The organism is Streptomyces venetus, assembly GCF_039540295.1.
Taxonomy (GTDB): Bacteria; Actinomycetota; Actinomycetes; order Streptomycetales; family Streptomycetaceae; genus Streptomyces; species Streptomyces venetus.
This window is the reverse complement of record NZ_BAABET010000009.1, coordinates 216,741-243,591: the sequence shown is the minus strand read 5'-3', so window position 1 is coordinate 243,591 and position 26,851 is coordinate 216,741. Positions and strand designations below refer to the sequence as shown.

The window sequence follows — 26,851 nt, the reverse complement described above, 5'->3', positions numbered from 1 at the left end:
TCGGAAGCACGGGAAGAGATGTCGGCACCGAATAAGTCGTACGACCCTGTCGAGGTCGAGGCGTTGAAACCGGAAGAGATCGAGCGCATGCGGGACGAGGCGCTCGCCGCCTTCGCCGCCGCGGACTCCCTCGACGCGCTCCACGAGGCCAAGGTCGCCCACACCGGCCCCGCCTCCCCGCTGGCCCTCGCCAACCGCGAGATCGGCGCCCTGCCCCCGCATGCCAAGGCGGACGCGGGCAAGCGCGTCGGCCAGGCCCGCGGCGCCGTGAACAAGGGCCTCGCCGCCCGCCAGACCGAGCTCGAGGCCGAGCGCGACGCCCGTGTGCTGGTCGAGGAGGCCGTGGACGTCACGCTGCCCTACGACCGCGTACCGGCCGGCGCCCGGCACCCGCTGACCACGATGATGGAGCGGGTCGCGGACGTCTTCGTGGCCATGGGCTACGAGGTCGCCGAAGGGCCGGAGGCCGAGGCGGAGTGGTTCAACTTCGACGCCCTGAACTTCCTGCCCGACCACCCCGCCCGGCAGATGCAGGACACCTTCTTCGTCCAGGGCCCCGAGGGCACCGACGAGTCCGGGTCCGGCGTCGTCCTGCGCACCCACACCTCCCCGGTGCAGGCCCGTGCGCTGCTCGACCGTGAGCTGCCGGTCTACATCGTCTGTCCCGGCCGGGTGTTCCGCACCGACGAGCTGGACGCCACGCACACGCCCGTCTTCCACCAGATCGAGCTGCTCGCGGTGGACGAGGGCCTGACGATGGCCGACCTCAAGGGCACCCTGGACCACATGGTCCAGGCCCTGTTCGGCGCGGACATGAAGACCCGGCTGCGGCCGAACTTCTTCCCCTTCACCGAGCCGAGCGCCGAGATGGACATGCTCTGCTACGTCTGCAAGGGCGAGTCCGTCGGCAACCCCGACCGCCCCTGCCGCACCTGCTCGTCCGAGGGCTGGATCGAGCTCGGCGGCTGCGGCATGGTCAACCCGCGGGTGCTCACCGCCTGCGGCGTCGACCCCGAGAAGTACAGCGGGTTCGCCTTCGGGTTCGGCATCGAGCGGATGCTGATGTTCCGCCACAACGTCGAGGACATGCGAGACATGGTCGAGGGTGACGTCCGGTTCACCCGGCCGTTCGGGATGGAGATCTGATGCGGGTCCCGCTTTCTTGGCTGCGGGAGTACGTCGACCTGCCGGCGACGGAATCCGGCCGCGACGTCCAGGAGAAGCTCGTCTCGGCCGGGCTCGAGGTCGAGACCGTCGAGCAGCTCGGCGCCGACCTCAAGGGCCCCCTGGTCGTGGGCCAGGTGGCGACGATCGAGGAGCTGACCGACTTCAAGAAGCCGATCCGCTTCTGCACCGTCGACGTCGGCCAGGCCAATGGCACGGGCGAGCCGCAGGAGATCATCTGCGGCGCCCGGAACTTCGCCGTCGGCGACAAGGTCGTCGTGGCGCTGCCCGGCGCCGTCCTGCCCGGTGACTTCCAGATCGCCGAGCGCAAGACCTACGGCCGGATGTCCCGGGGCATGATCTGCTCCAGCGACGAGCTGAACATGGGCGACGACGGCACCAAGGGCATCATCGTGCTGCCCCCGGAGACCGAGATCGGCAAGGACGCCGTCGAACTGCTGGAGCTGGTCGACGAGGTCCTCGACATCGCCGTCACGCCCGACCGCGGCTACTGCCTGTCGCTGCGCGGCGTGGCCCGCGAGACCGCCATCGCCTACGGCCTGCCGCTGCGCGACCCGGCGCTGATCGACGTGCCCGGCCCGAACGCCTACGGCTACCCGGTGCAGATCTCGGACCCCACCGGCTGCGACCGCTTCACCGCCCGCACGGTGACCGGCCTCAGCGCCGAGGCACGCTCCCCGATCTGGCTCCAGCGCCGTCTGCAGAAGGTCGGCATGCGCCCGATCTCGCTCGCCGTCGACGTCACCAACTACGTGATGATGGAGCTCGGCCAGCCCCTGCACGCCTACGACCGCGGCCTGGTCCAGGGCACGATCGGCGTGCGCCGGGCCGAGCAGGGCGAGAAGCTCACCACCCTCGACGGCGTCGAGCGCACGCTGGACGCCCAGGACCTGGTGATCACCGACGACCGCGGCCCGATCGGCCTCGCCGGCGTCATGGGCGGCGCCAACACGGAGATCGCCGACCACGACGACACCGAGAACGCCACCGCGGACGTCGTCATCGAGGCGGCGCACTTCGACGCGACGACGATCGCGCGCACGGCCCGCCGCCACAAGCTGTCCTCCGAGGCGTCCCGGCGCTTCGAGCGCGGCGTCGACCCGCAGGCCGCCGCTGCCGCCGCGCAGCGCACCGTCGACCTGCTGGTCCTCCTCGCGGGCGGCACCGCCGAGGCCGGCGTCACCGAGGTCATCGCGCCGACCGCGCCGCGCACCATCACCATCCCGGCCGACCACCCGGACAAGGTCGCCGGCGTCGCCTACGGCCGCGAGACCGTCGTCCGGCGGCTCCAGGAGATCGGCTGCGACGTGTACGGGCAGGACGAGCTGATCGTCACCGTGCCGTCCTGGCGGCCCGACCTCACCGACCCGAACGACCTGGCCGAAGAGGTCATCCGGCTGGAGGGCTACGAGAACCTGCCCTCCACGCTGCCCAAGCCGCCGGCCGGCCTCGGCCTGACGGACCGGCAGCGGCTGCACCGCCGCGTCGGCCGTGCCCTGGCCGGTGCCGGGTACGTCGAGGCGCTGAACTACCCGTTCATCGGTGAGCAGGTCTTCGACCAGCTCGGCCTCGAGGCGGACGACCCGGCCCGCCGCGTCGTCAAGCTCAGCAACCCGCTCAGCGACGAGGAGCCCGCGCTGCGCACCACGCTGCTGCCGGGCCTGCTCACCGCCCTGCGGCGCAACGACGGCCGGGGCTCGCACGACCTCGCGCTGTTCGAGACCGGCCTGGTCTTCCACCCGCGCGAGGAGCAGCGGATCGCCGCCATACTCCCCGTCGACCGCCGCCCGACCGACGAGGAGCTCGCCGAGCTGAACGCGGCCCTGCCCGAGCAGCCGCGGCACGCCGCGGTCGTCCTCGCCGGTGCGCGCGAGCAGGCCGGCTGGTGGGGCAAGGGCCGTCCGGCCGACTGGGCCGACGCGGTGGAGGCGGCGCGGGCGGTGGCCCGTGAGGCCGGTGCCGAACTGGTCGTCCGGAGCGGGCAGTACGGGCCGTGGCACCCGGGGCGATGCGCCGAGCTGGCGGTCACCGTGGACGGTGCCGAGCGGATCGTGGGACACGCGGGTGAACTGCATCCGCGGGTCGTGAAGGCGCTGGGGCTCCCGGAGCGGACCTGTGCGATGGAGATCGACCTGGACGCGGTGGAGTCGGCTGGTGACGCGACCGTGAAGGCGCCGCGTATCTCCACGTTCCCCGTGGCCACCCAGGATGTCGCCCTGGTCGTCGACGCGGGCGTTCCGGCGGTGGAGGTCGAGAAGGCCCTGCGCGACGGGGCCGGGGAACTGCTGGAGTCGATCCGGCTGTTCGACGTGTACGAGAACGTCGAGCAGCTGGGCGAGGGGCGGAAGTCGTTGGCGTACGCCCTGCGGTTCCGGGCGGCTGATCGGACTCTGACCGTGGACGAGGCGTCCGCGGCTCGGGATGCGGCGGTCGCCCTCGCGGGCGAGCGTGTGGGCGCCGAGTTGCGGAGCTGAGTGCCCAAGGGGCGGGGAGCTGCGGTGTGCCGGCGGCAGCGGGTTCGTCGTGGCCGTTCGCGCAGTTCCCCGCGCCCCCAGGGAAGAAGTCGGGTTGCCTCACTCGTTTGAGTGGTAAAGGTGGGTGATCCTGCCTTTTCGGGCGTGCTGTAGACAGAATCGGACCGGCCTTCTGGGCCGGTCCGGTTCTGTGTGTCAGGGCCTAATTGGGGGGCCATCGGCATGATCCGCGTCAGGGGTCGGGTGCGCAGTCTGGGTCTGCCCGTGGTGTGGGGCGCGGCGGCCGTGGCGTACAAGCTGATCTGCCCGCTCGCCCAGGAGACCTCCCTGGAGGCGCGGATCGTCACCAGTGCCGTGTTCTTCGCGGTCGGGACCGGGCTGATCCTCCATGTACGGCAGTCGTTGATGCGTGAGCTGCGGCAGTTGCGCCGGGTGGCGGGTGCCGCGCAGAGCGCGCTGTTGCGTCCGCTGCCCTCACGGGTCGACGGGCTGGACGTCGCCGCCGCCCAGTTGTCGGCCGAGCGCGGCGCGGCGATCGGCGGGGACCTGTACGAGGTCGTCGCCACCGAGCACGGCGTGCGGGCCGTGATGGGCGACGTACGCGGGCACGGGATCGGGGCGTTCGGGACCGTCGCCGCCGTGCTCGGGTGTTTCCGTGAGGCCGCGCACGACGAGCAGGATCTCGGCGGGGTGCTGCGCCGGCTGGACCGTGCCCTGGCCCGGCATCTGCGGCAGGAGCATCCCGCGTGCGCCGCCGAGGAGTTCGTCACCCTGCTGCTCGTGGAGATCCGGCCCGACGGCGAGCTGCGCGCCCTCAACTGCGGGCATCCGTGGCCCTATCGCCTGGGCGGCGAGTCGGGCGTGGACCAACTCGCCCCGGCGGATCCGCACCCGCCCCTCGGCCTGTTCCCCCTGCCGGCCGAACTGCCCACCGTAGGTCTGGGGTATCTGGAGCACGGTGACGCGCTCTTCCTCCACACGGACGGCGCCCAGGACGCGCGGGACGCCCGTGGCCGGTTCTTCCCGCTGTCCAGCGCTCTGACGAACGTCGCGGCGGACGGTCCGCTCTCCTCGCAGCGTGTCATCGGCAGGATGTCCTCCGCCCTCCTGCACCACACCCGGGGCGCACCACCCGACGACATCGCCCTGATGGTCATCACGAACGGCCGGCCGACGCCCCTCAGAGGCGCGGGGAAGTGCGCGACCGGCCACGACGCACCCGCGGCCGGCAACGCACCGCTGGCACCACGGCGATGACCGGCCCGGCGAGGGCCGGCGATGCCGTCCGCCCCGCCACGGAGTGTCGGGCAGGCAGCCGGGCGGACGGCGAGTGCGGGCCGCCGCACTGTACGAGGGGGAGCCGGCGGCCCGGCCGGCCTCTTTCGAGGCATTTCAGTCAACCGGCCGGCGACGCTGAGCGACAGTGCGCGCACAGCGCGGATTCGAGCACTCCGTTCACACCCCGTGTGAAGGAGGAACCACTAATCTGGCCGCACCGAGCCACCGGGGGGCCCACATGCAGCCCAACACTCTGCTCGACGCGATCCTGGACGAGGCCGGGATCTCGCACGCGGGGCTGGCCGCACACGTCAACCAGGCAGGGCGGGCACGTGGCCTGTCCCTGCGATACGAACACACCGCCGTAGCCCGGTGGTTGAAGGGGCAGCGCCCCCGGGGCCAGGTGCCCGACCTGATCTGCGAGGTGCTCGCCGCCCGGCTCCAGCGGCAGGTCACCCTCGACGACATCGGGCTCGGGGTGCCCGGCGAGCCCGCCGCCCCGCACACCGGCTCCCTGTCCGGCTTCGTCGAGCGGGCCACCGCCCTGTGGCGCTCCGACCAGCAGCAGCGCCCGCACATCCTGGGCGCGCCCGCGCTCACCGGCACGCCGGCCGTCATGCCGGTGTGGGAGTGGGAGAACCCGCCCGAGGACGTGGACGTCTCCCGCGGCGGCAGACACCGGGTCACCGCGGGTGACCTGGAGATGCTGCGGTCCGCCCGGACACACTACGAGCAGATGTACCGCAAGGCCGGGGGCATCGCGACGCGGGCCCGGATCGTCGGGTTCCTCAACTCCGAGGCCGCTCCGCTGCTGCGCGGCAGCTACACCGACGAGACGGGGCGTCAACTGCACCGCGCCACCGGCGGCCTGGTGGCCGTCGCCGGGATCTGCGCCTACGACTCCGACGCGCACGGCCTCGCCCAGCGCTACTTCCACCAGGCACTGCGGCTCGCGAAGGCCAGCGGGGACCGGGGACTGGGCGCGTACGTGATCGCGCTGCTCGTCAACCAGTCGCTGTTCATGCGGGAGTACCGGCAGTCCGTCGCCTTCGCGGAGGCCGCGCTGCGGGCCGCCGGCAAGCACATCACACCGGCGCTCGCCTCCGACCTGTACGCGATGCAGGCCAAGGCGTACGCCCATCTCGGCGACGGCACCAGCGCCCTGTCGTGCATCCGGCGGGCCGAGCAGGCGGCGGAGCGGATCCGGCGGGGTTACGAACCCGACGAGACCGGCTACGTGCAGCCGGGGCTCGTCAACGTCCAGGTGGCGGAGGCGCTGCTCAGCCTCGGGGAGATCGCGGCCGCCGGGGAGCACGCCGCCGCCGCCGTCGACAACCCCGCGCACGACCGCGGCCGGGTGCACCGGCTGGCCATGCTCAGCACCATCGAACTGCGGCAGGGCAACGCCGACAAGGCGGTGGCCATCGCCGTGCAGATGGCCGAGCAGGCCCGCGGCATGGAGTCGCAGCGGCTGCGCGACCGGCTGCGCGCGGTCCGCGAGCACCTGGTGCGCAGCAGGTGCGCGGGCACGGCCGAGGCCGCCGAACTCATCGACGGAGCACTGCGCGTACCGTTGTAGGTCCGGGCAGCGGCCGCCCGCCTGATCCCGAGCCGCTTCCCGTGCGCCTGCTGTCCGTCCGTCCCTGCTGCGATATTGCCACTTACTCGACGGAAGGTGGCAGAACCGTGCAGTGGACGAAACACAACGAACAAGCTGTGTACTCAAACCGCTGGTTCAGCGTCAATCTCGCGGATGTCGAACTGCCGGACGGCCGGCATCTCGACCACTTCCTCATCCGGCTGCGGCCCGTTGCCGTGGCCACGGTGGTGAACGAGGCCAACGAGGTGCTGCTGCTGTGGCGGCACCGCTTCATCACGGACAGCTGGGGGTGGGAACTCGCGGCGGGTGTCGTCGAGGACGGTGAGGACGTCGCCCGCGCGGCCGCCAGGGAACTGGAGGAGGAGACCGGCTGGCGACCGGGGCCCCTGCACCACCTCATGAGCGTGGAGCCGTCCAACGGGCTCACCGACGCCCGGCACCACGTGTACTGGGCCGACGAGGGCGAGTACGTCGGGCACCCCGTGGACGACTTCGAGTCGGACCGCCGGGAATGGGTGCCTCTCAAGCTCGTCCCCGACATGGTCGCCCGCGGCGAGGTCCCGGCCGCCAACATGGCGGCCGCGTTACTTCTGCTGCACCATCTCAGGCTCGGACAGGACACGTTGCCCTGAGCCGACGTGCCTGGGCGGCGCCTAGCGTCCGAATGCCTGCCAGATCGCCATGACGAGGGCACCCACGGCGGTGAGGGCGGCGACCGCGGGCAGCGGCCAGCGCGCGTGTTCGAGCGTGTGGATACGGGTGTTGAGCTCCTCGATCTCCTTGGCGGTCTCCTCGGTGCGGTGGCTGAGCAGAGCCAGCCCGCCCTCGACGCGGGCGTACGCCACGTCGAGGCGGCGTCGTAACTCTGCGAGTTCTCCATGAACGACGGGATGCTCGGGATCGGCGGTCACGAGTCCGCTCCTTTCCGTAGTCGTGTCACATCCCTGGTGTGCGCAGAGGAGTCAACTCGCCTGGTGGGCGCCTGGGGAGCGTGTGCGACGGGCATATGCGAGCCCGCCGCGCACACGGTGTGTGAATGCCACGGGCCCGGCACCCATTCCGGTGCCGGGCCCGCTGGTTGGCCGAAATTTGACCGTCTGTAATCAGCCTCGGGAGTACCCGGGGCCACAGGCGTCGAGCTGTGGCCCCCGTGGGTCAGTACGAGTAGAAGCCGGACCCCGTCTTGCGGCCCAGGCGACCCGCGTCGACCATGCGCTGGAGGAGCGGGGGAGCGGCGTACAGGGGCTCCTTGTACTCCTCGTACATCGACTGGGCGACCGAGGCGACCGTGTCCAGGCCGATGAGGTCGGAGAGTTTCAGCGGGCCCATCGGGTGGGCGCACCCCATCTCCATGCCGTTGTCGATGTCCTCACGGCTGGCGATGCCCGTCTCGAACATGCGGATCGCGGAGAGCAGGTAGGGGATCAGCAGCGCGTTCACGACGAAGCCGGACCGGTCCTGGGCGCGGATCGCGTGCTTGCCCAGCACCTTCTCGGTGAACAGCTGGGCCCGGCTGAGGGTGCCCTCGGACGTGGTGAGAGCCGGGATCAGCTCCACGAGGTTCTGCACCGGCGCCGGGTTGAAGAAGTGGATGCCGATGACCTGGTCGGGCCGCGAGGTCGCCACCGCCAGCTTCACCAGCGGGATGGAGGAGGTGTTGGAGGCCAGGATGGCGTCGGGCCGGGTGACGACCTGGTCGAGCACCTGGAAGATCTCCGTCTTGACCTGCTCGTTCTCGACGACGGCCTCGATCACGAGGTCCCGGTCGGCGAACTCGCCGAGGTCCGTGGTGAAGTTCAGCCGGGCCTGGGTGGCCTCGTGCTCCTCCTCGGTGATCTTGCCGCGCTCCGCCGCCTTGGCCAGGGAGCTGAACAGCCGGGTCCGGCCGATCTCCAGGGCCTCGCCGGTGGTCTCGGCGACCATGACGTCCAGACCGGCCCGGGCGCACACCTCGGCGATCCCCGCGCCCATCTGACCGCAGCCCACGACTCCGACGCGTGCAATGTCTCCCGCTGGGATGTCCGTCACATCGTCCCTTTCGCTGCTGATCCACTTCTGGGCAGGTGCTCCGGGTCCCGGCGCCTGCTCCGTTCGTGCACGTTACTCCCAAGTATCGATGATCGATCGAGGGGGGCGGGTCCGCTTCGGGCATGCTGACTCCGGAGCGATCCGCGACGGGGCGGATCCGCGGCTGTTTGGGGCATGCGGATGGGACGAGTGTCACGCAGGGCGTTCGCGGTGGCGGCGCTGTCGGCTTTCACGATGGTGCCTTCGGCGTCGGCCGCGCCCGAGGGGAACGGCAAGTCGGGCGGCAAGGCCGCCTCCGCGATGCGGGGCGTGTGGCTGGCCACCGTGGCCAACCGCGACTGGCCGTCGAAGCCGGGGCTGACCGCCGCGCAGCAGCGCGCCGAGCTGACCGCCCACCTCGACAGGGCGGTCCGCGACCGGCTCAACACCGTGATCTTCCAGGTCAGGCCGACGGCGGACGCCCTGTGGCCCTCGCCGTACGAGCCGTGGTCGCAGTACCTCACCGGCACCCAGGGCAAGGACCCCGGCTGGGACCCGCTGGGCACGGCCGTCGAGCAGGCCCACGCCCGCGGACTGAAGCTGCACGCCTGGTTCAACCCGTACCGGGTCGCCACCCACGCCGACCCGACCCGGCTCGCCGCCGGCCACCCCGCCCGGACGAACCCGGACTGGGTGGTCACGTACGGCGGGAAGCTCTACTACGACCCGGGGCTGCCGGAAGTCCGGGCCTTCGTGCAGCACGCGATGCTCGACGCGGTGGCCAAGTACCCCTTGGACGGCGTCCACTTCGACGACTACTTCTATCCGTACCCGGTGGCCGGCCAGACCTTCGACGACGACGCGGCCTACCGCGAGTACGGCGCCGGCTTCCCGAACCGGGCCGCCTGGCGGCGGGACAACATCGACAAGCTGGTGCGCGAGACGGCCGACCGCATCAAGCAGATCCGGCCCGGCGTCCGCTTCGGCATCAGCCCCTTCGGCGTGTGGCGCAACGCCGCCACCGACCCGCAGGGCTCGGACACCCGGGCGGGTGTGCAGACGTACGACGACCTGCACGCGGACACCCGCAAGTGGGTGCGCGAGAGCTGGATCGACTACATCGTCCCGCAGCTGTACTGGAACATCGGCTTCGCCGCCGCCGACTACGCGAAGCTCGTGCCGTGGTGGGCGGAGGTCGCGCGCGGCAGCTCGACACAGCTCTACGTGGGAGAGGCGCTGTACAAGGCGGGTGACCCGGCCCAGCCCGCGGCCTGGCAGGATCCGGCCGAGTTGTCCCGGCACCTGACGCTGGCCGGGCGTCACGCACAGGTGCGCGGGCACGTCTTCTTCGCCGCCAAGGACATGGCGGCCGATCGTATCGGGGCCATGGCGCGGGTCGTCGCCGACCACTACGGGCAGCCGGCGCCGCCCCCGCGCCGGGTCACGGCCCGGTAGTGGTCTCCCGGTGCCGGATCTCGGTGTCGGGCCCCGGCGAGCAGACGCCCTCGTGCCCGTCCTCGAACCGGACACGGTACGGGGGGTTGCCCTCCTGTCCCAGCACTTCGACGATCTCACCGACCTTGTCGTGCTGACCGACCACCCTGCCGTGCTGGACAAGCTGGTCGCCCACGGTTGCGCGCATCTGGGGCCTCCTCACGATGGGCTGGTCACGAGGTGCGGAGCGGTCCGTGGCCACGAGTCTACGGCGGGGGGCGCGGGTCGGCAGGGGCCGTGCGCCGTCTGGCTCAGCCGCGCGCCCGCTGGGTGACGGCGATGCAGACCAGCACCGCCGCGGCCGTCAGTGGGGCGGCCACCGTCAGATGCTCGCCCAGCAGCAGCACCGACCACACCAGTGTGAGGAGGGGCTGGGCGAGCTGCAACTGGCTGGCCTTCGGGATGCCGATCGCCGCCATGCCCCGGTACCAGACGACGAGACCGAGGAACTGCGAGCCCGCCGCGACCCACAGCAGCCCGGTGACACTGTGCGCGGTGAGCCGTACGGGCTCGTGCGCCAGTGCCAGGGCGGCGGCGGGCACGGTCAGTGGCAGGCACAGCGCCAGTGCCCAGCCGATGACCTGCCAGCCCGGCATGACCCGGGCCAGCCGGCCGCCCTCGGTGTAGCCGGCCGCGCACACCAGCAGTGCCGCGAACAGGTACACGTCGGCCGTGCTCAGAGCTCCGCCGCTCTGCTGCACGGTGAAGGCCAGCACCGCCGCCGCTCCGGCGAGCGCCGCGATCCAGAAGGTGCGCGAGGGGCGGGTGCCGACCCGCAGGGCGGAGAAGAGCGCGGTGGTGAGGGGGAGCAGTCCGACCACCACGGCGGCGTGCGCGGTGGTGGAGGTCCGCAGCGCCAGCGTGGTCAGCAGCGGGAAGCCGAGCACGACACCGGCCCCGACGACCGCGAGGCCCGGCCAGTGCCGGCGGGCGGGCAGCGGGACGCGAAGGGCGAGCAGACAGCCGCCCGCGATCACCGCGGCCAGCACGCTCCGCACGGCGACCAGCGACCAGGGCCCGAATCCCTCCAGTCCCCAGGCGGTGGCCGGGAACGTGAGGGAGAAGGCGACGACGCCGAGGGCGGCCTGGAGGGTGCCGAGGCCGGGGCGGTCCGGGGCGCCGGCGACTGCTATCCGTGGTGCGGCAGTAGCGCTACTCTGTGCTCTCATGCACGAGCGTAGCAGCGTCGGTGAACTGGCGGAACGACTGCGGGACGAGCTCGACCGCTACTCACCCGGTGGAAAGCTGCCGTCGAGTCGGGCCCTCGTCGAGCGGTTCCGCGTGAGCCCGGTGACCGTGTCGCGGGCACTGGCCCAGCTCGCCGCCGAGGGACTGGTGGTCACCCGGCCCGGCGCGGGCGCCTTCCGGGCGCGGACCCGGACGGCCCCTGCCCCCGCCGGGGACACCTCCTGGCAGGAGGTCGCGCTCAGCGCGGACGGCGCCGCCGATCTCGTACCGCGCTCGGTGGACGCCTCCGGGGTGCTGGTCTCGCTGGCCGCCCCGCCGCCCGGCGTGATCGAGTTCAACGGCGGCTATCTGCACCCGTCGTTGCAGCCGGAGCGGGCGATGGCCGCCGCCCTCTCGCGTGCCGGACGCCGTCCCGGAGCGTGGGGACGCCCGCCCATGGAGGGACTGCCGGAACTGCGCGAGTGGTTCGCGCGGGGCATCGGCGGGGCCTTCACGGCAGCCGAGGTGCTGGTCACCGCGGGCGGGCAGTCCGCGCTCACCACCGCCCTGCGCGCCCTCGCCCCGCCCGGGGCCCCCGTCCTCGTCGAGTCGCCGACCTACCCCGGCATGCTCGCCATCGCCCGTGCCGCGGGCCTGCGCCCGGTGCCCGTACCGGTGGACGCGGACGGTGTGAAGCCCGCGCTGCTCGCCGACGCGTTCCGGGCCAGCGGCGCCCCGGCCTTCGTCTGCCAGCCGCTCTTCCAGAACCCCACCGGTGCCGTGCTCGCGCCCGAGCGGCGCCACGAGGTGCTGCGCATCGCCCGTGAGGCGGGCGCGTTCGTCGTCGAGGACGACTTCGTGCGGCGGCTCGTGCACGAGGACGCCGGGCCGCTGCCGCGCCCGCTGGCCGCCGACGACCCCGACGGCGTCGTCGTGCACGTCTGCTCGCTGACCAAGGCGACCTCGCCGAGCTTCCGGGTGAGCGCCCTGGCGGCGCGCGGTCCGGTCCTGGAACGGCTGCGCGCGATCCAGGTCGTCGACACCTTCTTCGTGCCCCGGCCCCTGCAGGAGGCAGCGCTCGAACTCGTCGGCTCGCCCGCCTGGCCACGCCACCTGCGGGCCGTGTCCGCCGAGTTGAAGGCGCGCCGGGACGCGATGACCGGAGCGCTCGCGCTGCACCTTCCGGAACTCGCCCTGCCGCACGTCCCGTCCGGTGGCTACCACCTGTGGCCTCGTCTGCCCGACGGGACGGACGAGTCGGCTCTGGTGGCGGCCGCCCTGCGGGCCGGCGTCGCCCTCGCCCCCGGCCGCCCCTACTTCAGCGCCGAGCCGCCGGCCCCGCACCTCCGGCTGAGCTTCGCCGCCGTCGCGGGCACCGGGGAGATCGCCGAGGGGGTACGGCGGCTGCGCGCGGCCTGCGACGAGGTCCTGGGATAAGCGTTCGACGCGTGCCGGGCGACCTGGCAGCATCCCGTCATGACCGACACGCCGAGCCTGCCCGAGGGCTACGAGATCTCCACCGACCCCGGCCGTATCGACGCCGCACGGGTCCACCACTGGCTGTCCACCGACGCGTACTGGGCACTGGGCCGCACCCGCGAGAAGCAGGACCGGGCGATCGAGGGCTCGCTCAACTTCGGCGTGTACGAGACGGGCCCGGGGACGCAGGTCGCGTACGCCCGGGTCATCACCGACCGGGCGACCTTCGCCTGGCTGTGCGACGTGTACGTCGACCCGTCGGTGCGCGGCAAGGGCCTCGGCGCCGCGTTCCTGACGGCCGTACGGGACGAGCTGCGGCGGTACGGGGTGCGCCGGGTCCTGCTCGCCACCCACGACGCGCACGGCGTCTACGAGAAGCTCGGGTTCGCCGGGCTGGAGGTCCCCGAGCACTGGATGGCACTCATCTTCGACCAGTGAGGGCGGACGCACCCTGGGTAACTCCCAGGTAACACCTCTTGACCTGGGCACTTGCGGGACGCACCATCCCCGCATGCCACTGAGGGTCACGTTCGTCGCCGCCGCCCGCAGCTCCCCGCTGCTCGCCGAGCGTTTCGAGGACGACCGGCCGCTGGACCAGGCCGGCTGGGGCGAGGTGGAGCGTGTCGCCCACGAGCTGCTGCCGCTCGCCGCCGCCGAGCTGCGGTACTGCTCGCCGACGCCGCGCAGCCGGGCGACGGGGGAGGGGCTCGGATACGCGCCGCTCGTGCAGCTCGGGCTGCGGGACTGTGACATGGGCCGGTGGCGGGGCCTCACCCTGGGCGAGGCGATGGCCAGGGAGCCCGAGGCCGTGGACACCTGGCTCGCCGACCCGCGCGCCACACCGCACGGCGGGGAGTCGCTGGTGGACTTCATCACGCGGGTCGGCGGCTGGCTCGACACCCGGCCCGTCGAGGACGGCTGCCGGCTGGTGGCCGTGGCCGAGCCGTCCGTGATCCGAGCCGCTCTGGTGTACGCGCTGAAGGCACCGCCCTCGACGTACTGGAACATCGACGTCCGTCCGCTGTCGACGACCGCCGTGACGGGCCGGGCGGGGCGCTGGAACCTGCGCTTCGACGGGGTGTCCGCTCAGCCTTCGCGCGCGTAGTCGGTGCGCAGCACCAGGTCCTTGGCCGGGCCGCGCACGCGCCACACCGTCCGCCAGTGGTCCGCGTCGCGGACGGTGAACTCGCCGCGGTAGACGTCCGCGGAGCAGGGGTGGTCGGCGATGTGCCGGCCGGAGGTCAGGTCCAGGTCGTGGAACGGCCGCCCGTCCGCGAACCGCACGTCGGCCGTGCCGCCCGGCCCCGGCAGGAACCGCAGCGTCCGCTCGGCCGGACGGGCGACGCCCCGCCAGACGAAGGTGCCGGACTCGTGGTGGAGCAGCCCGCCGTCGTCCAGCGCGCCGAAGCCGGTGGTGCCGGTGAACCGCCCCTCCTCGCCGCTCGCGAGATCCCGTACCGACCGCGCCACCCTCCAGCGCCCGGCCAGATACGCCAGTACGTCCGGCACTGGCCAGAACTCGCCCATCCTGCCCCGCTCTCCGTCCCAGCAGTTGCTGCGCGACCCATTGACGCGCTTGATCCCCCTCCCTATCTTGCCGTTCGAAGTGCTGATCAATGTCTGATATTTCGAACACTCCTCTACCAGAGAGCCGCGGAGTATCCATGCCACGCACCGCCCGCACCCGATGGAGAATCGGTCTCACGACCACCGCTCTCCTGACGGCGGCAGCCCTCGTACCGGCCCCCGCGCACGCCGAGGACGTCACCGACTACGCGATCACCGTCGACCCGTCGTCCGCCAGGGGCGCGAAGATCGACGACACCATGTACGGCGTCTTCTTCGAGGACATCAACCGGGCCGCCGACGGCGGTCTGTACGCCGAGCTCGTGCAGAACCGTTCCTTTGAATACTCCACCGCCGACAACGGCTCCTACACGCCCCTGACCTCCTGGACGGTCGGCGGCACGGCCCAGGTCGTGGACGACTCCGGCCGGCTCAACGAGCGCAACCGCAACTACCTCTCCCTGGGCGCCGGTTCGTCCGTCACCAACGCCGGCTACAACACCGGCATCCGGGTCGAGCAGGGCAAGAAGTACGACTTCTCCGTCTGGGCCCGCGCCCAGGGCGGCAGCACGCTGACCGTCACCCTGAAGGACACGGCGGGAACGCTGGCGACCGCCCGCCAGGTCGCCGTGAAGGGCGGCTGGGCCACGTACAAGGCCACCTTCACCGCCACCCGCACCAGCAACCGCGGCCGCCTCGCCGTGGCCTCCACGAACGCCGCCGCGCTCGACATGGTGTCGCTGTTCCCGCGCGACACCTACAAGAACCAGCCGAACGGCCTGCGCAAGGACCTCGCCGAGAAGATCGCCGCGCTGAAGCCGGGATTCGTGCGCTTCCCGGGCGGCTGCCTGGTCAACACCGGCTCCATGGAGGACTACAGCGAGGCGAGCGGCTGGCAGCGCAAGCGCAGCTACCAGTGGAAGGACACCGTAGGCCCGGTCGAGGAGCGCGCCACCAACGCCAACTTCTGGGGCTACAACCAGAGCTACGGCCTCGGCTACTACGAGTACTTCCGCCTCTCCGAGGACATCGGCGCCATGCCGCTGCCCGTCGTCCCCGCCCTGGTGACCGGCTGCGGCCAGAACAAGGCCACCGACGACGAGGCGCTGCTCAAGCGGCACATCCAGGACACCCTCGACCTCATCGAGTTCGCGGGCGGTCCGGCGACCTCCACCTGGGGCAAGGTCCGCGCGCGGATGGGCCACCCCAAGCCCTTCCACCTCACCCACATCGAGGTCGGCAACGAGGAGAACCTCCCCAAGGAGTTCTTCGCCCGCTTCCAGCAGTTCCGGGCCGCCGTCGAGGCGAAGTACCCCGACATCACCGTCATCTCCAACTCGGGCCCGGACGACGCCGGCTCGACCTTCGACACCGCCTGGCAGCTCAACCGCGATGCCAAGGTCGACATGGTCGACGAGCACTACTACAACAGCCCGAACTGGTTCCTCCAGAACAACGACCGCTACGACTCCTACGACCGGAAGGGTCCCAAGGTCTTCCTCGGCGAGTACGCCTCGCAGGGCAACGCCTGGAAGAACGGCCTCTCCGAAGCCGCCTTCATGACCGGCCTGGAGCGCAACGCGGACGTCGTCAAGCTCGCCTCGTACGCCCCGCTGCTCGCCAACGAGGACTACGTCCAGTGGCGGCCGGACATGATCTGGTTCAACAACCGGGCCTCCTGGAACTCGGCGAACTACGAGGTCCAGAAGCTGTTCATGACCAACGTCGGCGACCGCGTGGTCCCCTCGAAAGCCACCACCACCCCGAACGTCAGCGGCCCGATCACCGGCGCCGTCGGCCTGTCGACGTGGGCGACCAGCGCCGCGTACGACGACGTGAAGGTCACCTCGGCGGACGGCTCGACCCTGCTCAGCGACGACTTCTCCGGTGACGCCTCGAAGTGGACGGGCAGCGGCCGCGGCAGCTGGACCATCCAGGACGGGAGTTACGTCCAGACGGACGCCACGACCGAGAACACCATGGTCACGGCGGGCGACCCGGCCTGGAAGGACTACGACCTGCATGTGAAGGCCACCAAGAAGTCCGGCAAGGAGGGCTTCCTCGTCGCCTTCGGCGTCAAGGACACCGGCAACTACTACTGGTGGAACCTGGGCGGCTGGAACAACACCCAGTCCGCGATCGAGCAGGCCGTGGACGGCGGCAAGGGCACCCTGATGACGAAGGCCGGGTCGATCGAGACGGGCCGCGCCTACGACATCGACATCAAGGTCCGCGGCCGTCAGGTCACCCTCTACCTCGACGGCAAGGAGTGGGGCAGCTTCTCCGACGACAAGCCGGCCGAGCCGTTCCGCCAGGTCGTCACCAAGGACGCCACGACCGGTGACCTGATCGTCAAGGTCGTCAACGCCCAGTCCGCCGAGGCCCGCACCGCCGTCGACCTGGGCGGCGCGAAGGTCGCCTCGACGGCTCGCGTCACCACGCTGGCCGCCGACGAGGACGCCGTGAACACCGAGACGGACACCCCGGTGACCCCGGTGACGTCGACCTTCCGGGGCGTGGCCGGGAAGTTCACCTACACCTTCCCGGCGAACTCCGTGACGTTCCTGCGGATCAAGCAGAACTAGGACCCATCGGTGCGGGCAGCCGTCCCCCGGGCGGCGGCCCGCACCGCGGGCGTCACTGGCAGCAGGGCCTCCCGAGTCGCCGCACAGCACCTGAACGGGAATTGCATAAACGTGCGGAGGAACGTATAGTCATGCCCTCTAAGGAGGAGGTTCCATGGCGGTACGTGCGGCAGTGGCCGGAGCGAGTGGATACGCGGGCGGGGAACTGCTGCGTCTGCTCCTGGCGCACCCCGAGGTCGAGATCGGTGCCCTGACCGGCAACTCCAACGCGGGACAGCGGCTCGGCGCGCTCCAGCCGCATCTGCTGCCGCTGGCCGGCCGGGTGCTCCAGGAGACGACCGCCGAGGTGCTCGCCGGGCACGACGTCGTCTTCCTCGCCCTTCCGCACGGGCAGTCCGCCGCCGTGGCCGAGCAGCTCGGACCGGACGTGCTGGTGATCGACATGGGGGCCGACTTCCGGCTCACGGACGCCTCCGCCTGGGAGAAGTTCTACGGCTCGCCGCACGCCGGAACCTGGCCCTACGGCCTTCCCGAACTTCCCCGTGCCCGCGCCGCGCTGGAGGGGGCCAAGCGTGTCGCGGTGCCCGGTTGCTACCCGACCGCCGTCTCGCTCGCCCTCTTCCCGGCGTACGCCGCGGGCCTCGCCGAGCCCGAGGCCGTGATCGTCGCCGCCTCCGGCACGTCCGGCGCGGGCAAGGCGCCCAAGCCCCACCTGCTGGGCAGCGAGGTCATGGGGTCCATGTCCCCGTACGGCGTCGGCGGCGGGCACCGGCACACGCCCGAGATCACCCAGAACCTCAGCGCGGCGGCGGGGGAGCCGGTCTCCGTCTCCTTCACGCCGACCCTCGCGCCGATGCCCCGCGGGATCCTCGCCACGTGCAGCGCGTCCGCGAAGGACGGCGTCACGGGTGAGTCCCTGCGCGCCGTCTACGAGAAGGCCTGCGCCGACGAACCCTTCCTGCACCTGCTGCCCGAGGGCCAGTGGCCCGCCACGGCGTCCGTCTACGGTTCGAACGCCGTTCAGGTGCAGGTCGCGTACGACGAGGCCGCCGGACGGATCATCGTGATCAGCGCCATCGACAACCTCACCAAGGGCACCGCCGGCGGTGCCGTGCAGAGCATGAACCTCGCCCTGGGACTCGACGAGACCACGGGACTGACGACGATCGGAGTTGCGCCGTGAGTGTGACGGCAGCAAAGGGATTCACGGCGGCGGGCATCGCCGCCGGGATCAAGGAGAACGGCAACCCCGACCTGGCCCTCGTGGTCAACACCGGCCCCCGCCGCGCCGCCGCCGGCGTCTTCACCTCCAACCGTGTGAAGGCCGCGCCGGTCCTGTGGTCCGAGCAGGTCCTGAAGAGCGGCCAGGTGTCCGCCGTCGTCCTCAACTCCGGCGGCGCCAACGCCTGCACGGGACCCAAGGGCTTCCAGGACACGCACGCGACGGCCGAGAAGGTCGCCGAGGTCCTCGGCCGGGGCGCCATCGAGGTCGCCGTCTGCTCGACCGGCCTGATCGGCGTCCTCCTCCCGATGGACAAGCTGCTCCCGGGCGTCGAGAAGGCCGCCGAGTCACTGAGCGAGCACGGCGGCGAGAAGGCCGCCATCGCGATCAAGACCACCGACACCGTCCACAAGACGTCCGTCGTGACCAAGGACGGCTGGACCGTCGGCGGCATGGCCAAGGGCGCGGGCATGCTCGCCCCCGGCCTCGCCACCATGCTCGTCGTCCTCACCACCGACGCCGACCTGGACGACGACGTACTGGACAAGGCCCTGCGGGCGGCCACCCGCACCACCTTCGACCGGGTCGACTCCGACGGCTGCATGTCCACCAACGACACCGTGCTGCTGCTCGCCTCCGGCGCCGCCGGCGTCACCCCCGAGTACACGGAGTTCGCCGAGGCCGTCCGGCAGGTCTGCGACGACCTCGGCCAGCAGCTCATCCGGGACGCCGAGGGCGCCAGCAAGGACATCAAGGTCGAGGTGATCAACGCCGCGACCGAGGACGACGCCGTCGAGGTGGGCCGCTCCATCGCCCGCAACAACCTCCTCAAGTGCGCCATCCACGGCGAGGACCCCAACTGGGGCCGCGTGCTCTCCGCCATCGGCACCACCTCCGCCGCCTTCGAGCCCGACCGGCTGAACGTCGCCATCAACGGCGTCTGGGTCTGCAAGAACGGCGGCGTGGGCGAGGACCGCGAGAAGGTCGACATGCGCTACCGCGAGGTGCACATCGTCGCCGACCTCGCCGCCGGCGCCGAGACCGCCACCATCTGGACCAACGACCTCACCGCCGACTACGTCCACGAGAACAGCGCTTACTCCTCATGAGCAGTCCGACGCGGAAGCACACCGCTCTCCCCAAGGCCCAGATCCTCATCGAGGCGCTGCCCTGGCTGGTCCGGCACAACGGCAAGACCGTCGTCATCAAGTTCGGCGGCAACGCCATGGTCGACGAGGACCTGAAGGCCGCCTTCGCCCAGGACGTCGTGTTCCTGCACCACGCCGGGCTCAAGCCCGTCGTCGTGCACGGCGGAGGTCCGCAGATCAGCGCCGCCCTCGACCAGCACGGCATCGTCAGCGAGTTCAAGGCGGGCCTCAGGGTCACCACCGAGGACGCCATGGACGTCGTACGGATGGTGCTGGCCGGGCAGGTGCAGCGCGAGCTGGTCGGGCTGCTCAACCAGCACGGGCCGCTCGCCGTCGGCCTCACGGGCGAGGACGCGCACACCATCTCCGCCACCAAGCACCAGCCCGAGATCGACGGCGAACTCGTCGACATCGGCCGGGTCGGCGAGATCACCGCGATCGACACGGGCGCGATCGAGGCCCTGCTCGCCGACGGCCGCATCCCGGTCGTCTCCTCGATCGCCCGCTCCCAGGACGACGGACATGTCTACAACGTCAATGCTGATACGGCGGCTGCGGCACTCGCTGCTGCGCTGGGCGCCGAAACCCTCATGGTCCTCACTGACGTCGAGGGCCTCTACGAGGACTGGCCGAACAGCGACGAGGTGATCAGCCGCCTCACCGCCACCGAGCTGGAGCGGCTGCTGCCGGACCTGTCCTCCGGCATGGTGCCGAAGATGGAGGGCTGCCTGCACGCCGTACGCAACGGCGTCACCACCGCCCGGGTCATCGACGGCCGGGTCCAGCACTCGATCCTGCTGGAGATCTTCACCGACGAAGGCATCGGCACGATGGTCGTGCCCGACGAGAAGCCCGGGGGAACGGGCGAACAGGGGGAGTCGTGAACAACGGCGTGGACAACGTCGCGGGCAAGGCGGCGGGCAACGTCACGGGCAATAAGGAACTGACCGCGCGGTGGCAGGGCGCGCTCATGAACAACTACGGCACCCCGAGGCTCCCGCTCGTCCGCGGCGAGGGCACGCAGCTGTGGGACGCCGACGGCAACCAGTACCTGGACTTCGTCGGCGGCATCGCGGTCAACGCGCTCGGCCACGCCCACCCGGCGATCGTCGAGGCCGTGAGCCGGCAGATCGCCTCCCTCGGACACGTCTCCAACCTGTTCGTCGCCGAGCCGCCGGTCGCGCTCGCCGAACGGCTGCTCCAGCTCTTCGGCCGTGACGGCAAGGTCTACTTCTGCAACTCCGGCGCCGAGGCGAACGAGGGTGCCTTCAAGATCGGCCGGCTGACCGGGCGGAGCCACATGGTCGCCACCCAGGGCGGCTTCCACGGCCGCACCATGGGCGCCCTCGCGCTCACCGGCCAGCCCGGCAAGCAGGAACCCTTCCTGCCGCTGCCCGGCGACGTCACCCACGTGCCGTACGGCGACGCCCAGGCCCTGGCCGCCGCCGTGACCGAGGAGACGGCCCTCGTCGTCATCGAGCCGGTCCAGGGCGAGAACGGGGCCGTGGTCCCGCCCGCCGGCTACCTCAAGGCCGCCCGCGCGATCACCGCCGCGACCGGGGCGCTGCTCGTCCTCGACGAGGTGCAGACCGGTGTCGGCCGGACCGGTCACTGGTTCGAGTACCAGGCCCACGAGGGCGTGCTGCCCGACGTCGTCACCCTCGCCAAGGGGCTCGGCGGCGGACTGCCGCTCGGCGCGACCGTCGCCTTCGGGCGGGCCGCCGAACTGCTCCAGCCCGGTCACCACGGCACCACCTTCGGCGGCAACCCCGTCGCCTGCGCCGCCGGGCTCGCCGTCCTCGACACCATCGAGAACGAGGGGCTGCTGGAGAACGTCAAGCGGCAGAGCGAGAAGCTGCGGGACGGAATCGAGGGCCTCGGCCACCAGTTGATCGATTTCGTCCGGGGCGCGGGTCTCCTCCTGGGTATCGTGCTCACCGAGCCGCTCGCGCCTCAGGTGCAGCAGGCGGCTCAGGACGCCGGTCTCCTGGTGAACGCGCCCGCCCCCGATGTCGTACGGCTCATGCCGCCGCTGAACATCGCCGATGCCGAGGTGGACGCTTTCCTCCGGGTGCTGCCCGGCGTCCTCGACGCAGCCTACGGGGACGGACGATCCGGGGAATGAGACGACGATGAGCCAGGCGCAGGATCACGAGCAGCCGGGGGCGGGCGGGCCCGCCGTGCCGCAGACCCGCACCGCACGCCACCGCCGGATCGTGGACATCCTCAACCGGCAGCCCGTGCGGTCGCAGAGCCAGCTGGCGAAGCTGCTCGCCGACGACGGGCTGAGCGTCACACAGGCGACGCTCTCCCGGGACCTGGACGAGCTGAACGCGGTGAAGATCCGCAACGCCGACGGCGACCTGATCTACGCGGTGCCGAGCGAGGGCGGTTTCCGCACGCCGCGCGCGCCGCTGGGCGGGTCGGCGAAGGAGGAGCGGATGCGGCGGCTGTCGCAGGAGCTGCTGATCTCCGCGGAGGCTTCGGCGAATCTCGTGGTCCTGCGTACTCCGCCGGGGGCGGCGCAGTTCCTGGCCTCGGCGATCGACCAGGCCGAGCTGCACGACATCCTGGGGACGATCGCCGGGGACGACACGTTGCTGCTGATCAGCCGTGAGCCCGACGGGGGGCAGGCGCTGGCCGACCATCTGCTGAGGTTGGCGCAGAACGGGCACTGACGCTCGTGGGTGAGTGCGGGTGAGCTGTGGCTGGTCGCGCAGTTCCCCGCGCCCCTGAAAGACAGGCCCGCTGAGCTGCGGGCAGTCGTGCCGCTCGGGGCGATGGGGGTCCCCCCTGCTCGAGCGTAGCCGAGAGCTTGGGGGAGGGTGGGCGCAGCGGCACCCCGCTCCGCCGGGTTGCGGACCCACCCGCCCCCAGCCCCCACTCAGCCCAGCCGCGAAGCCAACCCCCCGGTGCAGCGCACCTCGTCACCGCCGGTGATGAGTAAGGCCTCGACCTCCGGCAGCGACTCCAGCCACGCGAGCCCCTCCCGCGACCCCATCGCGAACGCCGCCGTGGCCCAGCAGTCCACCCACGTCAGCCGAGGCCCGACCACCGTCACGGCCACCAGGTCGGTCACAGCGGACCGCCCCGTACGCGGATCGACGATGTGCGCACCCCGCTCGGCGGTCCCGGACGTGGCCACGGACAGCTCGTCCGCACCGGCCGCGGAGACGACCGCCGCGAGCCCACCCGGCCGCAGCGGATCCGCCACCCCCACCCGCCAGGGCCGCCCCGCCCCCGGCGACCCCAGCACCTGCACATCCCCGCCGCCGTTGACGTTCACCCCGCACACCCCGGGCACCGCCGCCAGCCGCCGCGCCGCCCGCTCCACCGCCCAGCCCTTGACGATGCCGGTCGGATCGAGGCGGCCCTGGTACGACGTGCTGAACCAGCCCTCGCTCAGCCGCTCCGCCTCGGCGGCCAGCTCCAGCACCTCGGCGACCTCGGGGTCACACTCCGCGACGGTCAGTTCGCCGCGCTGGAGCCGCGAGACCTGGCTGTCCTCGCGGTACGTGCTGAACACCTCGTCGACCCGGTGCAGTCCGGCGACGACCTCGTCCAGCGCCGCGCGTACGTCGGCCGGTTCCCCGCCGCGGACGTCGAGCGAGAAGACGGTCCCCATCGTCTCCTCCACATGACGCACCGCGGCGGGAGCCTGTGCGGAGTCGGCCACCGTGTCAGCCACCGGCCTGGTCCAGTGCGGACTGGAGCGACTGCTTGTAGCCCGCGCTGGTGTACGTCGCCCCCGAGACCGCGTCGATCTGCGCGGTGCCCGCCGCGACCGCCGCCTGGTTGAGGCGGGGGACGGAGGAGGAGGTGATCTGGTCGCTGCGTCCGCCCTTGGGCGCCTGGACGGCTTCGGCCTTGGTGATCTTCCCGCCGGCGACGGTGACACGGACCTGGACGGGCCCGTACTGCGTCTGCGCCACACTGCCCGTGACGGTCTTGGCCTGGGCGCCGCTGCCCGACCCGGCGCCCTGTGCGGAGCCGGAGCCGCCGCCCCCTGCCGGGGCCTTGTCCAGCGCGGACTGGAGGGACTTCTTGTAGCCGGCGCTGGTGTAGGTGGCTCCGGAGACCGCGTCGATGTCCGCGGTGCCCGCCGCGACCGCCGCCTGGTTGAGGCGGGGGACGGAGCTGGCGGTGATCTGGTCGCTGCGTCCGCCCTTGGGCGCCTGGACGGCTTCGGCCTTGGTGATCTTCCCGCCGGCGACGGTGACACGGACCTGGACGGGCCCGTACTGCGTCTGCGCCACGTCGCCCGTGAGGGTCTGGGCGTTGCCCGAGCCCTGCGAGGCGCCCGCCGAGGCCTTCGCCTTGTCCAGGGCGGACTGGAGGGACTTCTTGTACCCGGCGCTGGTGTACGTCGCCCCGGACACGGCGTCGATCTCCGCGCTCTGCGCGGCGACCGCCGCCTGGTTGAGGCGGGGCACCGAACTGGCGGTGATCTGGTCGCTGCGTCCGCCCTTGGGGGCCTGGACCGCCTCGGCCTGAGTGATCTTGCCGCCGCTCATGGTGAGGCGGACCTGCACCGGACCGTACTGCGTCTGCTGCGCGTCACCGGTGACCGCGCCGTTCACGCCGCCCTGCGGTGCCTGCCCGGCGGCGGCCGGCGGGAGCTGACCGCCCGCGGCCTGGGCGCTGCCCGGGTCGGAGGCCGGCTTCATGGACAGCAGCAGCACGATTCCGGAGACGGTGGCTGCGCCGGCGAGCACGGCACGCCGGACGGGGTGACTCTTCTTCATGGTTCTCAAGCTCCTGAAGGGCCGTTGATGTCCCGTCGCTCACATCTCGAACGACTCGTGATGGATACGGCGGGCGGGGACTCCCGCGCCGCGCAGTGCCTCGTACACCGACTGCGCGAAGCCGGGCGGCCCGCACATGAAGACGTCGTGCTGGTCGATGTCCGGGATCTTCCGCTGGAGGGACTCCGCGGAGATGTCGGGGCGTTCCCCGTCCGGGCTGTTGACCGCGTACATCAGCCGGGCGCCGCGCTCGTCGGAGATCTTGGCGAGTTCGCCCCACAGCGCCAGGTCCTGGGTGGTGTTGGCCCGGTAGAGCAAGGTGATGTCACCGGTGGCGCCCGGCAGCGTCTCGAACAGGGCCCGCATCGGGGTGATCCCGACGCCGCCCGCGACCAGCAGGACCTTGCCACGGCTGCGGCGCTGCGCGGTCATCGCGCCGTACGGCCCCTCGGCCCACACCTTGGTGCCGGGTTCGAGTTCGCGCAGCCGGGAGGTGTGGTCACCGATCGCCTTGACCGTGATCCGCAGCATGTCCGGGCGGGGCGCCGCCGACAGCGAGTACGGGTGGGAGCTGAAGCGCATGCCCGGCGCCTTGAACCGCCAGCGGAAGAAGTGCCCGGCCTCCGCGCCCATCCGGTGCAGCTTGCGCCCGCCGATCAGCACGGACACGATCCCCGGGGTCTCCTCGATGACCGCCTCGACCCGCATGCGGTGCCGCAGGTTCAGCCGGATCGGGGTGAGGATCCGGTACCAGAGCACCAGTGCGGTCACCACGCCGTACAGCCCGTACCAGAAGGTCTTCGCGGCGGGCTCGACGGCGAACTCGTTGCCGGTGGTGATCTGGTGCCAGAACGTCATGTACACCGACGCGTAGGTGAGCAGGTGCACGTGGTACCAGGTGTCGTACCCGATCAGGCGGCGCACCCCGCCGATCGAGAGGATCCCGATGAGGAACAGCAGGCCCGTGCCGATGGCGGCCTTGCCCATGTCCGGCAGCTGGTTGATGGAGTCGATCGTCTGCTGGACGATGTCCCCGAGCCCCTTGCCCGCCTGGAGCGCGTAGCCCCACATGGTGAGGAAGACGTGGGCCAGCACCAGACAGAGCGTGTAGCGGCCGGTCATGGCGTGCCAGCGCGCGACCCGGTCGGTGCCCACCCGCCGCTCCAGCGCGGGCACCCGGGCCATCTGGAGCACCACCAGCGCCATGAGGTAACCGGCGAGCAGGCCGGTGATCCGGCCCGCGGCCAGGATCTTGCTCGTGTTGTCGGCGAGGGACGGTGTGTTGTCCCACCACAGCCACAGCACGGCCGCCGCGCCCGCCCACACGGCGATCAGCAGCGGGACGGCCGGGGAGCGGCGCGGGCGGATGCGGCGCATCGTCTGGCGGCGGGCGGCACGTCCGCCTGCGAGCGTGGTGGTCACGGTTCCTCCGTGGGGACTTGACCCTTGGCCCACAGATACGTGCCGGGACACGGGAGCGTTCAGCCAGGTGCCGAGTCATGTGCGGACCGGAGTGACCGGAGGTAACACGCCCGCTGTGCCGGGCGGGCGCACGGTCCTAGTACCGGGTGACGGCCGTGGCCCCGCGGGTCGTGCCGACCGCGATGTGAGGGTGCTTCGCCGGGTCGGCCCAGGTCAGGATCCGCCGCATCGCGTCCTTCGGCACGGACACGCAACCGGCCGTCGCCCCGCGCCCGTTGACGTGCAGGAAGATGCCGGCCCCGCGCTCGCGCACCGGGCGCTCGTAGTTGAAGCCGACGACGAGGGCGTGCGCGTACCGCTTTCCGTAGCTGATCAGGTGCTCGGACTCGGCGGCCCGGCAGTCGGCCGCGCGGGGCTCGGTCCACCGGTTGTAGGAGCGGGAGGCGTTGTCCTGGCACCACCAGGAGTCCCGGCGCACCCGGCGGTAGGGGAACGCCGTCCCGCGCGGTGCCGCGTCGATGCCGAAGGCGAACGGCAGGTCGTACAGGCCCGTCGGTGTCGTGTCCGTGCCCTGTCGGCGGGAGGTGCCCCGGACGAGTCCCTTCGCCCCGAAGCGGGCGGGCGCGGACCCCGCCTCCACCCACCGCCCGCCCCTGCGCTCCCACCAGGTGACGGTGCCTCTCGTCGAGGCCGTCTTCGGGGCCACCGCGGTGATCAGCTGGGTGCCGCCGCCGGTGTCCGCCATCCGGGCCGGCAGCGGCGCGGGGGCGGGCGGCCCGGCGCCGAGCGCGACGAGGGAGGAGACGGCGAGGGCGACGGCACCGGGGCGCATGCCTCAGACCGTAGAGGGCGGCAGCGGCAACGGCAGCCCGGGGAGTCCGTCCATGCTGGTCGCGATGTGCTCCTTCTTGGTGAAGTAGGCGCTGAGCGAGGCGTCGTCCTCGCGGGCGAAACGCCTGCCGTGCAGATCGCGGTCCGCCTCGTACGCCATGTAGGGCACCGCGTAGCCGCAGGTGTCGCGGACGAGTTCGGCGGTGACGACGATGACGGCGCGCAGGCCGTGCTGCGTCGGGTCGATGTCGGGGAAGTGGGTGAGCAGTTCAGCGAAACGGGCGTCGTCGCGGAAGACCGGCTCGCCGCGGCCGTGCACCCGGACGATGTTCGGCGGGCCCTGGAAGGCACACCACATCAGGGTGATCCGCCCGTTCTCCCGCAGGTGGGCGATGGTCTCGGCGTTGGAGCCGGCGAAGTCGAGGTAGGCCACCGTGTGCTCGTCCAGCACCGCGAAGGAGCCCTTGAGCCCCTTGGGGGACAGGTTGACCGTGCCGTCGGCGGACAGCGGAGCGGTGGCGGTGAAGAAGACCGGCTGCGCCTCGATGAACGAGCGGAGCCGGCCGTCTATGCCCTCATGAGTCTTTCCCATGCACGTGATTATGTGCCCAGGTCGTTCGACCGTCTAAGGAATTGCGGGATCCGGTC

General features: G+C 71.7%; 25 protein-coding genes. 15 read left to right on the top strand and 10 right to left on the bottom strand.

All coding sequences use genetic code 11. The features are described from left to right. The first annotated feature begins 18 nt into the window (after positions 1-18). From pheS to ABEA82_RS28480, 5 genes are all read left to right on the top strand, one after another. Positions 19-1,146, top strand: a complete 1,128-nt coding sequence (gene pheS, locus ABEA82_RS28500) for a phenylalanine--tRNA ligase subunit alpha (protein ID WP_345664547.1) — start codon at positions 19-21, stop codon at positions 1,144-1,146. After that, the gene (pheT, locus tag ABEA82_RS28495) at positions 1,146-3,659 is read left to right on the top strand and encodes a phenylalanine--tRNA ligase subunit beta (protein ID WP_345664546.1); all 2,514 of its coding nucleotides are present in this window, start codon (positions 1,146-1,148) and stop codon (positions 3,657-3,659) included. Before pheS ends, pheT begins: the two co-directional genes overlap by 1 nt. Positions 3,660-3,881: 222 nt before the next feature. Next, positions 3,882-4,916, top strand: coding sequence for a PP2C family protein-serine/threonine phosphatase (locus ABEA82_RS28490; protein WP_345664545.1), 1,035 nt, complete (start codon positions 3,882-3,884; stop codon positions 4,914-4,916). A gap of 259 nt (positions 4,917-5,175) precedes the next feature. Continuing rightward, positions 5,176-6,516 carry an NsdA family TPR-like regulatory protein gene (locus ABEA82_RS28485; protein ID WP_345664544.1) on the top strand — a complete coding sequence of 447 codons (1,341 nt, stop codon included), beginning with the start codon at positions 5,176-5,178 and terminating at the stop codon, positions 6,514-6,516. Positions 6,517-6,623: 107 nt separating this feature from the next. Next, positions 6,624-7,169, top strand: coding sequence for an NUDIX hydrolase (locus ABEA82_RS28480; RefSeq protein WP_003989067.1), 546 nt, complete (start codon positions 6,624-6,626; stop codon positions 7,167-7,169). Between the two features lie 21 nt (positions 7,170-7,190). Here ABEA82_RS28480 and ABEA82_RS28475 read toward each other — a convergent pair whose 3' ends face one another. Both ABEA82_RS28475 and ABEA82_RS28470 read right to left on the bottom strand, forming a co-directional pair. Then, positions 7,191-7,448, bottom strand: a complete 258-nt coding sequence (locus tag ABEA82_RS28475; protein WP_345664543.1) for a hypothetical protein — start codon at positions 7,446-7,448, stop codon at positions 7,191-7,193. Positions 7,449-7,692: 244 nt separating this feature from the next. Beyond that, positions 7,693-8,565 carry a 3-hydroxybutyryl-CoA dehydrogenase gene (locus ABEA82_RS28470; protein ID WP_345664542.1) on the bottom strand — a complete coding sequence of 291 codons (873 nt, stop codon included), beginning with the start codon at positions 8,563-8,565 and terminating at the stop codon, positions 7,693-7,695. A gap of 180 nt (positions 8,566-8,745) precedes the next feature. On the opposite strand from ABEA82_RS28470, the gene ABEA82_RS28465 reads away from it, so the two are divergent. Next, complete coding sequence (locus ABEA82_RS28465) at positions 8,746-9,999, top strand: glycoside hydrolase family 10-like protein (RefSeq protein ID WP_345664541.1); 1,254 nt, start codon at positions 8,746-8,748, stop codon at positions 9,997-9,999. On the opposite strand, the gene ABEA82_RS28460 is transcribed toward ABEA82_RS28465, so the two are convergent. After that, the gene (locus tag ABEA82_RS28460; RefSeq protein ID WP_010045242.1) at positions 9,986-10,186 is read right to left on the bottom strand and encodes a DUF1918 domain-containing protein; all 201 of its coding nucleotides are present in this window, start codon (positions 10,184-10,186) and stop codon (positions 9,986-9,988) included. The two genes, ABEA82_RS28465 and ABEA82_RS28460, sit on opposite strands and share 14 nt — an antisense overlap. Positions 10,187-10,289: 103 nt before the next feature. After that, positions 10,290-11,207: a DMT family transporter gene (locus ABEA82_RS28455; protein WP_345664540.1), complete on the bottom strand. Its 918-nt coding sequence runs from the start codon at positions 11,205-11,207 to the stop codon at positions 10,290-10,292. Between ABEA82_RS28455 and ABEA82_RS28450 the strand changes: the two genes are divergently transcribed. From ABEA82_RS28450 to ABEA82_RS28440, 3 genes are all read left to right on the top strand, one after another. After that, positions 11,206-12,642 carry an aminotransferase-like domain-containing protein gene (locus ABEA82_RS28450; protein WP_345664539.1) on the top strand — a complete coding sequence of 479 codons (1,437 nt, stop codon included), beginning with the start codon at positions 11,206-11,208 and terminating at the stop codon, positions 12,640-12,642. The genes ABEA82_RS28455 and ABEA82_RS28450 overlap by 2 nt on opposite strands. 39 nt (positions 12,643-12,681) lie before the next feature. After that, on the top strand, positions 12,682-13,122 hold the full coding sequence (locus tag ABEA82_RS28445; RefSeq protein WP_345664538.1) for a GNAT family N-acetyltransferase: 441 nt from the start codon (positions 12,682-12,684) through the stop codon (positions 13,120-13,122). A 73-nt stretch (positions 13,123-13,195) separates the two neighbouring features. Further along, positions 13,196-13,789 (top strand): histidine phosphatase family protein, encoded by a 594-nt coding sequence (locus ABEA82_RS28440; RefSeq protein WP_345664537.1) that lies wholly within the window; start codon positions 13,196-13,198, stop codon positions 13,787-13,789. On the opposite strand, the gene ABEA82_RS28435 is transcribed toward ABEA82_RS28440, so the two are convergent. Beyond that, complete coding sequence (locus tag ABEA82_RS28435) at positions 13,771-14,211, bottom strand: DUF6314 family protein (RefSeq protein ID WP_345664536.1); 441 nt, start codon at positions 14,209-14,211, stop codon at positions 13,771-13,773. The genes ABEA82_RS28440 and ABEA82_RS28435 overlap by 19 nt on opposite strands. A gap of 137 nt (positions 14,212-14,348) precedes the next feature. Here ABEA82_RS28435 and ABEA82_RS28430 point away from each other — a divergent pair, with 137 nt between their 5' ends. From ABEA82_RS28430 to ABEA82_RS28405, 6 genes are all read left to right on the top strand, one after another. After that, positions 14,349-16,835, top strand: coding sequence for an alpha-L-arabinofuranosidase C-terminal domain-containing protein (locus ABEA82_RS28430; RefSeq protein ID WP_345664535.1), 2,487 nt, complete (start codon positions 14,349-14,351; stop codon positions 16,833-16,835). Between the two features lie 154 nt (positions 16,836-16,989). After that, positions 16,990-18,018, top strand: coding sequence for an N-acetyl-gamma-glutamyl-phosphate reductase (argC, locus tag ABEA82_RS28425; RefSeq protein ID WP_345664534.1), 1,029 nt, complete (start codon positions 16,990-16,992; stop codon positions 18,016-18,018). After that, on the top strand, positions 18,015-19,166 hold the full coding sequence (argJ, locus tag ABEA82_RS28420) for a bifunctional glutamate N-acetyltransferase/amino-acid acetyltransferase ArgJ (RefSeq protein ID WP_345664533.1): 1,152 nt from the start codon (positions 18,015-18,017) through the stop codon (positions 19,164-19,166). The genes argC and argJ overlap by 4 nt, the downstream gene beginning before the upstream one ends. After that, a complete protein-coding gene (argB, locus tag ABEA82_RS28415; RefSeq protein WP_345664532.1) occupies positions 19,163-20,089 on the top strand; it encodes an acetylglutamate kinase in 927 nt (308 codons plus the stop codon). The genes argJ and argB overlap by 4 nt, the downstream gene beginning before the upstream one ends. Next, entirely contained in the window at positions 20,086-21,330 is a 1,245-nt protein-coding gene (locus ABEA82_RS28410) for an acetylornithine transaminase (protein WP_345664531.1), read from the top strand. The genes argB and ABEA82_RS28410 overlap by 4 nt, the downstream gene beginning before the upstream one ends. 7 nt (positions 21,331-21,337) lie before the next feature. Further along, entirely contained in the window at positions 21,338-21,883 is a 546-nt protein-coding gene (locus ABEA82_RS28405; RefSeq protein WP_345664530.1) for an arginine repressor, read from the top strand. Between the two features lie 206 nt (positions 21,884-22,089). Here ABEA82_RS28405 and ABEA82_RS28400 read toward each other — a convergent pair whose 3' ends face one another. The 5 genes from ABEA82_RS28400 to ABEA82_RS28380 form a co-directional block, all read right to left on the bottom strand. Next, the gene (locus ABEA82_RS28400; RefSeq protein ID WP_345664529.1) at positions 22,090-22,893 is read right to left on the bottom strand and encodes an FAD:protein FMN transferase; all 804 of its coding nucleotides are present in this window, start codon (positions 22,891-22,893) and stop codon (positions 22,090-22,092) included. Next, a complete protein-coding gene (locus ABEA82_RS28395) occupies positions 22,886-23,950 on the bottom strand; it encodes an FMN-binding protein (protein WP_345664528.1) in 1,065 nt (354 codons plus the stop codon). Before ABEA82_RS28395 ends, ABEA82_RS28400 begins: the two co-directional genes overlap by 8 nt. Positions 23,951-23,989: 39 nt before the next feature. Then, on the bottom strand, positions 23,990-25,372 hold the full coding sequence (locus ABEA82_RS28390) for a ferredoxin reductase family protein (RefSeq protein WP_345664527.1): 1,383 nt from the start codon (positions 25,370-25,372) through the stop codon (positions 23,990-23,992). Between the two features lie 136 nt (positions 25,373-25,508). After that, positions 25,509-26,204, bottom strand: coding sequence for a L,D-transpeptidase family protein (locus tag ABEA82_RS28385; RefSeq protein ID WP_345664526.1), 696 nt, complete (start codon positions 26,202-26,204; stop codon positions 25,509-25,511). A 3-nt stretch (positions 26,205-26,207) separates the two neighbouring features. Beyond that, positions 26,208-26,795, bottom strand: coding sequence for a pyridoxamine 5'-phosphate oxidase family protein (locus tag ABEA82_RS28380; protein WP_345664525.1), 588 nt, complete (start codon positions 26,793-26,795; stop codon positions 26,208-26,210). Between the last annotated feature and the right edge of the window lie 56 nt (positions 26,796-26,851).